This window comes from Candidatus Oscillochloris fontis, assembly GCF_004138135.1.
In the GTDB taxonomy this organism is placed as follows: Bacteria; Chloroflexota; Chloroflexia; order Chloroflexales; family Chloroflexaceae; genus Oscillochloris; species Oscillochloris fontis.
In genome coordinates this window covers 1-13,228 of record NZ_RYFD01000021.1, presented here as the reverse complement: position 1 = coordinate 13,228, position 13,228 = coordinate 1, and the positions used below count along the sequence as shown (strand labels likewise).

Genomic DNA, 13,228 nt, shown 5'->3' with positions numbered 1-13,228 from the left:
CCAACGAGGTGATGTTATGGAAGCTCCAGCCCCGCAGGCGTGTGAGGGGACATGTACCCCCAAGGTGGATATTGACACCCACCCGTGTTATAGCCCTGCTGCCCACTTTCGTTACGGGCGCATCCACGTCCCGGTGGCGCCGCGCTGCAACATCCAGTGCAACTACTGTCTGCGCAAGTATGCCTGCCCCAATGAGAACCGTCCTGGCGTGACGATGCAGGTGGTCTCGCCCGACCAGGCACTCTCCACGATCCGCCAGGCGGTTGGGCGTGACCCGCGCCTGCGGGTGTTGGGGGTGGCTGGCCCCGGCGATGCGCTCGCCAATGATGCTACGCTGCAGACCTTCGAGTTGGCGCGTGATGAGTTTCCCCAACTGACCCGCTGTATCTCGACCAATGGCCTGCTCCTTCCCGACCGGATCGATCAGATTGAACGTGCCGGAATCACCACGATTACTATCACCATCAATGCGGTTGATCCGGCCATCGGTGAGCAGATCTACTCCCGCGTTCGCTATAAGGGTAAAACTTACCGTGGACGCGCCGCCGCCGAACTCCTGCTCCATAACCAGCTCCTGGGCCTGCGTGAGGCTGATCTGCGCGGCATGCTGGTCAAGGTGAATTCGGTTCTTATCCCCGGTATCAACGACGCCCACATGCTTGAGGTTGCCCGGACGGTGCGTGATTGGGGTGCCTACATTATGAATGTCATCCCCATGTTGCCCCTCGCGCAGTTCGCCCACCTGCCCGAACCCACTACCGAGATGGTCGAATCGGTACGCAATGCCTGTGGTCAGGTGATCAAACAGTTCCGCAACTGCCAGCGCTGCCGCGCCGATGCCATCGGAGTGCCCGGTGAGGATGGCTGCGGTACCGAGAAGCCCGAAACGGTCTGTGTGCCCAAGTTCCTCGCCCAGCGTCACGCCGATCCGCAGGACTAATCAACCAGGAGATGACGATGCAGTTCAAATGTAATGAGACCCTCCCCGAACGGGGAACCCATATTGCGCTCAAGGCTGCCGGTGGTGGCTGTCAGCGCGGTGACGGGACGAGTTGTGGGATTGTGAGCAATTCGGCCACCACCCCCGGCGATATGACTGAGCGCGGTTGTACCTATGCCGGTTGTCGTGGTGTGGTCGGCGGCCCCGTTAAGGATGCTATCCAGCTCACCCACGGCCCCATCGGTTGCGCCTTCTTCTCCTGGGGCTATCGCCCCCACTTGGCCGATACCGATTTCCACATGAAGTACACCTTCGTGTCGGATATGAAAGAGACCAACATCGTCTTCGGTGGTGAGAAGAAACTGCTTCAGTCCATCATCGAAGCCAACCGCGAGTTTCCCGAAGCCAAGGCGGTCTTTGTCTACAACACCTGCGCCACCGCCCTCATCGGCGATGATGGCCGCGATGTGGCCAAGCAGGCCGAGGAGATCATTGGCAAGCCGGTCGTCTTCTTCGAGTGCGAGGGCTTCAAGGGCGTCAGCCAGTCCATGGGCCACCACGTCGGTAACGAGACCATCTTCCGCCAGCTCGTCGGCTCGATTGAGCCAGAAGGCGACTTTAGCCGCACGATCAACATCGTTGGCGACTACAACATCAAGAACGACATCCGCACCTTCGAGTACCTCTTCGAGGCGCTTGGGCTGAAGATCATTACCCGCTTCACCGGTAATGTCGGCGTGGATGAGCTGCGCATCATGCATAAAGCGGCGCTTAATGTCATCCACTGCCAGCGTTCAGCCACCTACATCGCCGACATGATGCACGATAAGTATGGCACCCCCGCCATCAATGTCACCCTCTGGGGCATCAAGCACATGTCCCAAGCCCTGCGCGACACCGCCAAGTTCTTTGGGCTTGAGGCTGAGGCCGAGGAAATCATCGAGCGCGAGTTGGCCAAGATTCAGCCCAAGATTGACTACTACCGCGAGCGCCTCAAGGGCAAGACTGTCTTCATCTACCAGGGTGGCCCGCGCACTTGGCACTGGATCGAACTGCTGCGCGAGTTGGGCATGGAGACCATGACCGCCGCCACCACCTTCGGCCACGACGACGACTACGAGAAGATCTTCGAGCAGATCTCCGAGGGTGCGATGATGATTGACAACCCCAACGTCCCGGAGATCGAGGAGATCCTGACCAAGCGCCGCCCCGACCTCTTCATTTCGGGCAATAAGGAGAAGTACCTCGCCTACAAGCTCGGTGTTCCCTTTGTCAACGGCCACACCTACGACACCGGCCCCTATGCTGGTTTCATCGGCATGGTCAACTTCGCCCGCGACATGGACAAGGCATTGCACGCTCCGATCTGGGGCACGCTGCGCAATCGGGCACGCCCCGCTCCGGCTGCGCACCACTCGGCACACGGCTTCGCCCACGGCTTTGAGGAGGCTGATTAATATGAGCTGCGTAACACTACAAGATCGCGCGGTGGCGATTAACCCCACCCGCTCATGTGCTCCCATCGGGGCGATGCTGGCCAACTACGGGATTCACGGTGCTATCACCATCAACCACGGCTCGCAGGGTTGTGCCACCTACCCGCGCCACCAGATGGCGCGCCACTTCCGCGAGCCGGTTGAGGTCGCTACCACCTCACTCACCGAAAAGACCACTGTCTATGGTGGTCGTAATAACCTGCTCGCCGCGCTCAAGAATATCTGGGAGCGCTTCCACCCGACCATGATCATGGTCTGCTCGACCTGTCTCTCCGAGACGATTGGCGATGACATCCCTGGTGTCATTGACGAGTTCAAGGAGAAGAATCCCGACATCACCATCCCGATCATGTCGGTCAAGACGCCCTCCTACATCGGCACGCACACCACCGGTTTCGACAACTTCCTAACCGAGTTGGCGAACACCATGCCCGAACGGCGCAAGAAGAAGGGCGAGACCAACGGTAAGATCAACATCATCCCCGGTTGGGTCAACCCCGGTGACATCCGCGAACTCAAGCACATCGTGCGCGAGATGGGTCTGCACGGTCTCTGGCTGACCGACTACTCCGAGACGCTCGACGGCGGCTATTACGAGCCACGCCCGCACTTTGCGCGGGGCGGCACCACCGTCGAAGATCTGCGCAGTTCCGCCAAGTCGCTGGCCACCATCGCCCTCCAGCGCCACATCGGCGGCGAAGCGGCACGGGTCTACGAGCGCCGCCACAACGTCCCGGCACACATTCTCCCCATGCCTATCGGCTTGGCCAATACCGACGCCTTTGTCGAGACCCTGACCGAGATCACCGACCACGCTATCCCAGAGGCGCTCCAGGTTGAACGTGCCCGCCTGCTCGACGCCCTCGTGGACACCCACATGTTCACCACTGGGCTGCGGGTTGCGCTCTATGGCGACCCCGATCTGCTCGAAGGGCTCACCGGCCTCGTCGCCGAAATGGGCATGACCCCGGCCTACATCCTGACCGCTGACGAGCGCAAGCCTTGGGCCGAGCGCATGGTCGAACTGACCCAAGAACTCGGTGTTGAGAGCGAGATCATCATCAAAGGCGATCTCCACGAACTCCACAAGCGCATCAAGGCCAACCCCGTCGATCTCATCATCGGCCACTCCAAGGGCAAATTCATCTCCGACGCCGAGAAGATCCCCCTCATCCGGCTCGGTTTCCCAGTCGAGGATCGCTTCGGCTACCACCGCCGCTCCATCGTTGGCTACAACGGGGCCATATCCCTGGTAGACGAGATCACCAATGTCGTCTTCGAGCGCAAGGCGACGGCAGTCGTCAGCAACACCCTGCTCGAAATCGGTGTCGAAGGCCACACCAGCATTCCATTCACCTTCACCAACGGCAGCACGAACGGGAAACACTAAGTCGGTGGGGGTTCGGGGGAGGCTTTGCCTCACCCGAAAAGCTCTTTTTCTCGTATGTTGGTGGCTGTGCCACCAACATACGAGAAAAAAGAAGATCTGGGGCGCAGCCACCCCCACCCCCCCACCGGAGGTAGATACATGTTCTAGGGCGCATCGTAATGCGCCCCTTCACACCGAAAGGAGGCTCCTCATGGACGACGCATACGGCTACGAAGAGCGGATTGACGGGAGCGACGGGCCACAGATCGTGACCAGCGGCGACTACCTGTGTGTCCAGCACGAAGGGCGCCTGCGCTACGTCTACCGGCGGGTTGTGCCGGGTGGCGCACTGCCCCAGGGCAGCCACACCTCCTATGGCGGTGAGATCTATAGTTTGGCCTGGATTGAGGATGATGATTAGTATAATAAATGATCAATAAAACGATCTAAAAAAAGATCCTAAAAGAGAGTATAAAATGCCTATCGGAATATAAAGCCGATAGGCATTCGTTATTAGAAGATCATATTTAATTCCAAAAAGATCTAATTCAGGGGCTTGCATAAGACAAAAAATCCAAATATACTATGGCAAGGTTTGGATCAATGATCCAATCTAGGAACCAACTCTACAGCGTCTGCGGTCAAACCGCACGCACTCTACACGCAAGATTGAAACCAAGGAGAGGTGTGTCGATGAAGACAACCGGACATCAGTTCATCAACGAGTCGGTCGTATCGTTCGAGGAGATGGGCGCTGACCTGCACGCACTCTACAGCGGCAGCAACGTCACCGTCCAGCAGTTGGCCATCGATCTCCAGGCGCTCTACGGGAGCACCCCCCTTCCGGTCAGCCAGAGTGATCTCCTTGCTGAGATGCGCGAACTCTACGGCGATGATGAAGTGTCTTGGTCGGACTTCAGCCGGGACTTCGAGGGCCTCTACGTCGCCCACGCAGTCTAGGTACAACCTCCAACCCAGAATCAGAACCGGGGCGGCTATGCCGCCCCGGTTTTGTGATTCGTTTGTTGTACTCCCCCCCACTTGCGCCTATACTAATTGCAAGTCACCAAGGTCTAAGCGGAGGAATCTATGCCGCTCTCATTCTCCCAGACCACCGATACCACCTGCCCACAGTGCAGCCACACCTTCCCCTACGCGGTCTGGTTGATTGTTGCCGCCGCTGAGCGCCCCGATCTGCTTGAGCGTATCCGCATTGGAACTATTCATACCTTGACGTGCCCACAGTGCGCTCACACCTTTGATGGGATTGATGCACCACTGCTGATCTTCCAGCCCAATGCGACGCCGCCAATCCTCTTCTCACCCGCCCAACACACCACCAACGAACAAGACCAGCAGCAGGCCATAGAGTTGCTCGGTCTGATCCGTGAGCAACTCGGTACCGCATGGCATGATGCGTGGCTTGCCCAGGGGGTATCCAGCATCCCGCGCCAGAGGCTTGCTGCGGCAATTGAGAACGTTGCTCCTAATGGTCTTCCTAACAAAAGAGACAAAAGTTCTAAGGTTGCAATTTGGGAATCTGTGACCATTGAACCACCCGCCTCCATCGCCATCTCCTCATCTCCCGTGCTTGCCGACGTACTTGATGCCTTCCTCAATGCCCATTCGTGGGATGAATCCTACCGCCAATTGCAGGCTCACCCGGAGTTGCTGGGTACCGAGGCAATCGCTATGCTTGACCGAGAGATCATCGCTGCTCAGGCTGAGGGTAATATTGATAGTGCCAACTTCTATACCGAACACTGCGATCTGCTCCGCCGCTGCCACCAGATCGGGCAAGACGCGGCCTTTGCTGAGAAGATGGAGGTATCGGTAGCACAGTTACAAAGCCAGATTGCTATCCCCACCGTATTTGCAACCTGGTTGACTGAGGCCCAACAAGCCGAACAACGCTTTCTCCAAAAAGGTGATTCTAGCGCACTCGATGTGGCTGTTAGCGTATGGCATACGATTTTGGAACACCCTGATTTCGCCACCTCACAGCTTAATTTTCGCCTCACAGTGCTCAACAATGCTGGCGGTACATTTCTCCGCCGCTATTGGTCATGTGGGCAGAGCGCTGATCTTGATCGTGCGCTTGATCTCCGAAAAGAGGCGCTGGACAATACTCTTCCCGACTCTCCTGATCGGGCGATGATCCTGAACAACCTAGGTAATAGTCTGCGTACTCGCTATGCGCGGAGCGGGCAAATGGAAGATTTGGAGCAGGCGTTAGTGGTTTGGCAGCAGGCGGTGGCGAGTACCCCCCCCGCTTCGTCCGACCGGGCGGTGTACCTCAATAACCTGGGCAGTGGCATGCGCGCTCGTTATACGCGAAGTGGGCGCTTGGAGGATTTAATTCAGGCACTGGATTGCTATGAGCAGGCATTGGCGAGTACTTCCCCCGACTCTCCCGACTGGGTGTCAATTTTGAACAACCTGGGTTTGGGCTTGCATGACCGCTATATACGGAGCGGGCGACTAGAGGACTTGGAACAGGCGCTAGAGGTTTGGCAGCAGGCAGTGGCGATGTCTCCCCATGAATCGCCCGACCGGGCGGGGTACTTGAATAATCTGGGCATTGGCATGAGCCTTCGCTATGCGCGGAGCGGGCGACTGGAGGATTTGGAACAGGCGCTGGATTGCTATGCGCAGGCGGTTGCCAGAACTCCACCCGATTCTCCTGACCGGGCGATGTACCTGAGTAATTTGGGTAATGGCTTGTGTGGCCGTTATGCACGGAGTGGGCGACTGAAGGACTTGGAGCAAGCGCTGGAGGTCTATCAGCAGGCGGTGGATAGTACCACTCCTGACTCGCCTGATTATGTGCGGTACCTGAGCAATCTGAGTAACGGACTGCGTGACCGCTATGCGCGGAGCGGGCGGCTAGAAGACTTGGAACAGGCGTTAGAGTATTATGCGCAGGCGTTGGCGAATACTGAGTCTGACTCCCCCGAATGGGCATCAATCTTGACCAACCTGGGCCTGTGCCTGTGCGACCGCTATGCGCGGAATAGGAACATGGAGGACTTGGAGCAGGCGCTAGGGTTTTGGCAACAGGCAGTATCTAGCACTGCACCTAACGCGCCTGATCGAGCAGGATACTTGAATAGCCTGGGCATCGGTCTGAGCTATCACTATGCGCTAAGTGGGCGGCAGGAGGACTTGCAGCAGTCACTGATGTACTATACGCAGGCAGTGGATAGTACCGCGCCCGATTCTCCCAACATGCCGATCTTCCTCACTAATCTGGGCAAAGGTTTGCGTGACCGCTATGCACTAAGCGGTCAACTGAATGACTTGGAACAGGCGCAGCATGCCTATGCCAGTGCCTGTGAGCGCGGCCAGATCGTTGCTCCTGAAGTTGCCCTTACAGCATCCCAGACTTGGGGGCGTTGGGCGAGTGCGCGGGCGGCATGGGATGAGGCTGTGCGGGCCTTTGAGACGGGCCTAGTCACGATTGAGCAACTGCATCGCTCGCAGCTCCGGCGTAGCGACCAAGAGGCATGGTTGCATGATGCGCGTGGGCTGCATATCCAGGCGGCCTATGCTTTGGTTCGCCTGGGCCAGCCTGCATTACGCCAACGCGCCGTAGAAGTAGCCGAAATTGGGCGTGCCCGTGGCCTTGGCGAGACGCTGGCCCGCGACCGCAGTGATCTCTCGGCTATTGAGCAAATCGCCCCGCAACTTGTCGAACGCTACCGTGCGGCTGCGTCACAGGTGCGCTCCTTCGAGCATGCCGACCGAGCCACCTCTCCGCAGAGTGGGCCACCTCCACCCACGACACACCAGGATCGCATCGTACAGATCCTGGCCGCACGCGAGGAACTTGATGCGGTGATCGAGGCCATCCGTAACCTTCCCGGCTACGCCACCTTCTTGCGTTCGCCCACCTATGCCGACATTGCAGCCGTAGCGATGCCGCAAACCCCGCTGGTCTACCTGCTAACTACCCCTCACGGGAGTCTGGCGCTCATTGTCACCGCTGGTGCTGATCAACCAGAGGTGCTGCTGCTCGATAGCTTCACGCAGGAGATGCTCGATGCTCTCCTGATCACCCGCGAAGGTGATCAGGTTGTCGGTGGCTACCTGCCGGGCCAACTCGGTGATCACCAGTGGCTGACCGCAGCGCTCGATACTGCGCTGCCCATATTCGGTACACAGATTATTGCTCCGCTGGCTGCATGGCTGCGCGAACGAAATGCTCATGGTGTCACCCTCATTCCCACTGGCCTGCTCAGCCTGTTACCCCTCCACGCCGCGACGTATACCCTCGACGGGCAAACCCGTTGTTTGCTCGACGAGTTCGATGTCGCCTATGCTCCCTCGGCGCGCATGCTGGCAACCGCCCAGCGCGAGAATCAACAGCGCCACGCGGCGCTGCATTTAGCTGGGGTGGGCAATCCCACCCGCGATCTGAACTACGCTGGCCCTGAGTTGGTCGCTATCTGCGAGTTACTGCCGAGTGCTGCATCTACTCCGTTTTACAAAGAAGATGCCCGCCGCCATGCGCTCTGGTCGGCTCTTCCCACCGCAACCATTGCCCACTTCTCCTGCCACGGCAGTTTTGCCAATGATCCGCTCGATGCCGCCCTCTACCTCGCAGGTGGCGACCGCATCACCTTGCGTGATCTGGTTGCTGGGGATACCAGTGCCTTGGCCAATCTGCGTCTGGTGGTCATGTCGGCCTGCCAGACCGCTCTCTCCGATTTCCAGCGCGTACCCGATGAGAGCATCGGGCTACCAGGGGGATTCCTGCAAACGGGGGTTCCGGCGGTGGTAGGTACGCTCTGGAGTGTGGATGATCTGAGTACCGCCCTGCTGATGCACCGTTTCTACGAACTCTACCTCCAGGGTGATAGTGCGCTGGATGTACGGCCCCAGCAGCCAGCGCGGGCCTTACGTCTGGCGCAGCGTTGGTTGCGCGAGATAACCTACCGAGATCTCCAGGTTTACCTCGAACACCACGAGGCGCTGAAGATGGACGCTCAAACCACCAGCCGCCTACCCTGGCTCCTGATCGAAGAAGGGCTTCTCAAAGCTGAAATAGGCCAGAATCAACACCGTACCGAGCGCCCATTTGCGCCGCCACGCTACTGGGCACCATTCGCATTCTATGGGGTGATGGAGGATAATAATGGCCGGTGAAGAGACCCTTGCAGCCCTGCTGGCCATCTGGCCGCAGATGCAGAATCTGCGCGATTGGGACGCCGTGGAGGCGGATCTGTTGTCGCTTATTGCCACTTACCGCACCAGCGACCGCGACCAGGAAGATCAGGCGCGTGTTGCCCGCCAGATGCGTAGGTTGCTGCAACAACGTGCGCCAGAAATCTACCAACTCCTGATCACGAAGATCAGCCAACTTCAATCCGCCCCAGAATTAACCACGCGGGGTGTTGAACCATCCGACTGCGCCGGTGATACCCCAACCGAAACAGAAGCCACTCGTAACCAAGATCGCTCCTTCCTCAACGTCCGCTTCGATGGCTACGAACACGCCAGCCACCTTCCCTGCAACCAGTGGCTCCCGCTTGTCGTTGGCGTGGGAGCCAAAACCGCAACCGGCCCACTCAGTGTAAGCCCGCCGTTTGCCTTCCAGTTCCAGGATCAAACCGGCCCGGTCGAGTTTTGCGTCTCCGTCTATGGCGATCCTGACGTGTGGGAGTTCCGGCTTGCCGAGGACACCATGCTTGTCGCGCCCCTCCCCCAACCAGGCTTGGCCCATTCGGTGCGCGACGCGCTCTTGCTGGTACGCGCCAAACAAACCGGGCAGCAGAAACTTTACATCCGCGTGGCCCAAAAGGACACCGGCACTGTCGTCCAGAACCTCTGGCTCTACGTCGTTGTCGGTGAGGCGACGGGGAACTCCACAAGTCCCGTCCACACCGTAAGCATCAGCCAGCCATTGGATCTCCAGGCCAGTTCACCCCATTGGGTTCACCTGATCTTCGAAGCATCCGGCAACACGGCGGCTGGCTTTGCACTGCGCATTGATGCCCGCCTTCCCGACTGGGTGCATGATGCCCGTTACACCATCCCGGTCAGCGAAGAAGAACTACGGGGCGCTGCGGCGCGCCTACGCCGCGAGCTTGAGCAGATTGTCAACACCAACCAACCCGATGCCGAGGAACCAAACCCATTCCTAAGCCAAACCAGCCTGCACATCAATGAAACCCTCATGCGGCGAGTGGCTGTCGCCCTCGCCGATGCGGGGCGTCAGATCTGGGACATGCTCTTCTACACCGGCAAGGCTTCAGCCGAACTCAAGGAAGTCGCCAAACGACTACGCAATCTAGAAGCAGGAACAGTAGTCGAGATTCGGCTAGAAAACCCCAAATTCGCCCTACCCTGGGCCTTACTCTATGACCAACCCGGCCCGATCACCGCCGACAACCTCAACTGGTCGGGATTCTGGGGCTATCGTTTCGATCTACGAACACTCTACCCCGGCGATTATCCCGGCCCGGTGATTGATTCCAGCGACCTCGATATATTCATGGCATTTTGTGATGATTACGATCTTGGTGCGTGGATTGATGAGCAGCAATCCGTCTTGCATGAACACCTGGGTGCGCAGGGCTGCACCACCACCATCGGCGCAGATTCGTTTCTTGACGCGCTCCAGCAGCAGCACAAAACGAAACTGATATACACCCTCTGCTATGGCCACCGCGCCAAGCAACCTGGCCAATCTTTGTCCCTACCCGCAGAGGCAACCGTCTTCTTCAGCCCAGACATCCCCACACGGGTCGCCGATCTGCGCCGCCTAGAACTGGAACCGTTCGTTGGGCGGCCCCTCATTTTTATGAACTCCTGCGAAGGCGTCAGCCGCGATCCTGCGCACCACGATGACTTTGCAAGCTACTTCATTGCAGATCAACAAGCACGCGGCTGTATCGGCACCGAGGTGATCGTGCCCAAACTTCTCGCCCACCGCTTCGCCCTAGACTTCTTCAAGGCATTTACCAGCGGCCATGCCATCGGCCCAACCCTTTGGCAACTACGCCGTACCTACCTCGACACATACCACAACATTCTGGCTTTTAACTATACCCTGTATGGCAATGGAGATATTCGGCTCTCCACGTAACTGTTCACACTTCTCCTCAGTAGGGGCGAAGCATCGCCCGCCAACCTAGTTCGGGTTCCGCTACGCAATGACGGGCGATGCTTCGCCCCTACGGGATGATTGGAAAACCCGCACCAGGGTGTGGCGTAAAGTCTTGCACCGACTATCCGCCGTTGGCTTCGACAAGCTCAGCCACCGCCAACGGCGTCCCAACGCCCCATGCCCGTGCTGGCTGAGCTTGTCGAAGCCAGCGCGAGGAGGGTATGGAGACGGCTACTCCCCTTTTGTGATGTACCGTGCAAGACTTTACGCCACACCCTCCAGCGTGGTGTCACGTAACGTTTTGCACGAAACCGTCCATGCGTGCGTAGGGGCACGTCGCGACGCGCCCACCGCGCCGGGCGGCCCTCACCCCCTAGCCCCCTCTCCCACTGCGTGGGAGAGGGGGGATCGAACGCATCGCGCTGCGGAATCACCCCGCTCCCGCGTGCGGGAGCGGGGCCAGGGGTGAGGGCATCGGGCGGCAATGGGGCGCATCCCGATGCGCCCCTCCATGTTCCTTACTGAGTAATGCGTTGCTGCAAGACTTTACGCCACAACCTACCCACGCCGCAACACATCCGACACTGCCGCCTGGAGGTTCGCCAGCGTCCGGATGCCGTCGAGAGAAAGCCCCAGGGCAACCAAGCTCTGCGCAACTTCGGGGCGAATGCCGACTAGGGTAACATGGGCACCCAGGAGGCGGGTGGCCTGAGCAACAGCGATAATCTGCTGCGCAATCGCCTCATCAATCATTGCCAGACCAGTCAGATCCAGAATAACCGCCCGTGCCTTCTGGCACTCCACGGCATCGAGGAGGGCGCTGCTCAACTGCTGGGCACGGCGCTCATCAAGCACGCCGACCACCGGCAATACCAGCGTATCTTTGAGAATCGGTACTACCGGCATACTCAGCGCCTGGATCTCCTGCTCTTTCTGCTGCACACGCTCAAGAGCCAGCGCCAGATCACGCGCATGTGCGTCGCGTTCGTTGAGTGTCTGCTGTAATGTATTCGTCCGTGCGGCGACAACATGCTCCAGATCGCTGTACGACTGTGCAATCTGCGCCGCCATCTGTTCAAAGGCTTGGGCTAACCGTCCAATCTCGTCGTGTCGCCTGATCCCCAGTGAGATAGCACTACGATCAACGGCGAATCGCTCCACCCCGCGCACCAACTGTACAATCGGGCGTAACACCGTCGTGGTACCAAACCAGCCGAGCAGGGCTACACTCGCGAGCGCAAAACCACCAATCAGAACTAGCGTCGTCCGTAGCTGTGTCACGGGCTGCACGAGATCGGCCTTCGGCGTCAGCACGGCCAGCGACCAGTCGGTTGCGTCAATGTGCTGATACGCTACGACCATATCTGTGTTGGTAAAGGGGTCGCGCAGATAGCTCAACCCACTCTCCCCACCAACCATTGCCGCCCCAAGCCGTGCGAGATCCTGGCTCTGCATTTGCGTTGCGGCATCGCCAATGGTTGCGGTCAGTACCAGATCGGGCCGGCGTGGATGGGCGATAAAGATGCCCTTATGACTTACCAACATGACATAGCTATCGTCTGTGGGGCGGATCTGTGCGATAAACGCATTGATCGTTGCGAGCTGGACATCGGCGGTCGCCACACCGGCCAACTCACCGTGATACACCACTGGCACCGAGGCCGTAACCATAGTGACTTCGGCACCACCGGCATCGAAGTAGGGTTCGCTCCATGTCAACTGCCCAGAAGCAATGGGTTGCGTGTACCACTCCTGCTCAAAGTAGTTATACAACTCCTGGTCGGGATCATAGCCAGGTTCACCGGGCATATTTGTCGTGATGCGCCGGATCGCCCCTGCCGCATCACGTACATACCAGACCGTAGCATAAGGGCGGCCTTGAATAAAGTTCGGCTCAAAGAAGGTCGTCAGGCTAAGTACTTCAGGTGGAGCAGCCGCAAAAAGGGCGGGGATCGTCGTGTTATACCAGTGCAGACGGGACTCTGCCGAAGTATCGAGAGTCTCTACCAGCGCAGCCAGAGTCTGCGGAAAGGTAGCTACATGAACAAACTGGCTGGCAATCGTCACACTCGCGGTTTGGGCCAGTTCCTGCATGGCCTGCTCGCTCTCAGCAATCACCGTGCGCTGAGAGACATAATCAATCACTCCTCCCGCCCCACCGACGACGAGCAACATAGTTATGAACATAACCAGGACAATGCGAGTCTGAAAGCTCACCCGCAAAAGCATACTCATTAGTCCGTAAATTAAGTTTCCAGGTCTTTTTGCGACATAGCACTACCCACCCGCTCACCTTGAACGCCCGCAACGGG

Annotated in this window: 8 protein-coding genes; 7 read left to right on the top strand and 1 reads right to left on the bottom strand. The window is 58.5% G+C overall.

The window, feature by feature from the left end:
- Positions 1-16: 16 nt before the first annotated feature.
- The 7 genes from EKD03_RS09675 (at position 17) to EKD03_RS09640 (ending at position 10,895) form a co-directional block, all read left to right on the top strand.
- A complete protein-coding gene (locus tag EKD03_RS09675) occupies positions 17-940 on the top strand; it encodes a radical SAM protein (protein WP_129630018.1) in 924 nt (307 codons plus the stop codon).
- Positions 941-957: 17 nt separating this feature from the next.
- On the top strand, positions 958-2,397 hold the full coding sequence (locus EKD03_RS09670) for a nitrogenase component I subunit alpha (RefSeq protein WP_129630016.1): 1,440 nt from the start codon (positions 958-960) through the stop codon (positions 2,395-2,397).
- Position 2,398: 1 nt separating this feature from the next.
- A complete protein-coding gene (locus tag EKD03_RS09665) occupies positions 2,399-3,826 on the top strand; it encodes a nitrogenase component 1 (protein WP_129630014.1) in 1,428 nt (475 codons plus the stop codon).
- Between the two features lie 190 nt (positions 3,827-4,016).
- On the top strand, positions 4,017-4,226 hold the full coding sequence (locus tag EKD03_RS09655; protein ID WP_129630010.1) for a hypothetical protein: 210 nt from the start codon (positions 4,017-4,019) through the stop codon (positions 4,224-4,226).
- A 272-nt stretch (positions 4,227-4,498) separates the two neighbouring features.
- Positions 4,499-4,765 (top strand): hypothetical protein, encoded by a 267-nt coding sequence (locus tag EKD03_RS09650; RefSeq protein WP_129630008.1) that lies wholly within the window; start codon positions 4,499-4,501, stop codon positions 4,763-4,765.
- 129 nt (positions 4,766-4,894) lie between these two features.
- Positions 4,895-8,953, top strand: coding sequence for a CHAT domain-containing protein (locus EKD03_RS09645; protein WP_129630006.1), 4,059 nt, complete (start codon positions 4,895-4,897; stop codon positions 8,951-8,953).
- Complete coding sequence (locus EKD03_RS09640; RefSeq protein ID WP_129630004.1) at positions 8,943-10,895, top strand: hypothetical protein; 1,953 nt, start codon at positions 8,943-8,945, stop codon at positions 10,893-10,895. The genes EKD03_RS09645 and EKD03_RS09640 overlap by 11 nt, the downstream gene beginning before the upstream one ends.
- A gap of 579 nt (positions 10,896-11,474) precedes the next feature.
- Here the strand turns inward: EKD03_RS09640 and EKD03_RS09635 are convergent.
- The gene (locus EKD03_RS09635) at positions 11,475-13,091 is read right to left on the bottom strand and encodes a cache domain-containing protein (RefSeq protein WP_161569226.1); all 1,617 of its coding nucleotides are present in this window, start codon (positions 13,089-13,091) and stop codon (positions 11,475-11,477) included.
- Positions 13,092-13,228 lie beyond the last annotated feature (137 nt).

What these genes read in the sequence shown, in the direction of transcription:
- EKD03_RS09675 (WP_129630018.1), top strand. Translation starts at nt 17, where the DNA reads ATGGAAGCTCCAGCCCCGCAGGCGTGTGAGGGGACATGTACCCCCAAG.
- EKD03_RS09670 (WP_129630016.1), top strand. Translation starts at nt 958, where the DNA reads ATGCAGTTCAAATGTAATGAGACCCTCCCCGAACGGGGAACCCATATT.
- EKD03_RS09665 (WP_129630014.1), top strand. Translation starts at nt 2,399, where the DNA reads ATGAGCTGCGTAACACTACAAGATCGCGCGGTGGCGATTAACCCCACC.
- EKD03_RS09655 (WP_129630010.1), top strand. Translation starts at nt 4,017, where the DNA reads ATGGACGACGCATACGGCTACGAAGAGCGGATTGACGGGAGCGACGGG.
- EKD03_RS09650 (WP_129630008.1), top strand. Translation starts at nt 4,499, where the DNA reads ATGAAGACAACCGGACATCAGTTCATCAACGAGTCGGTCGTATCGTTC.
- EKD03_RS09645 (WP_129630006.1), top strand. Translation starts at nt 4,895, where the DNA reads ATGCCGCTCTCATTCTCCCAGACCACCGATACCACCTGCCCACAGTGC.
- EKD03_RS09640 (WP_129630004.1), top strand. Translation starts at nt 8,943, where the DNA reads ATGGCCGGTGAAGAGACCCTTGCAGCCCTGCTGGCCATCTGGCCGCAG.
- EKD03_RS09635 (WP_161569226.1), bottom strand. Translation starts at nt 13,091, where the DNA reads ATGTTGCTCGTCGTCGGTGGGGCGGGAGGAGTGATTGATTATGTCTCT.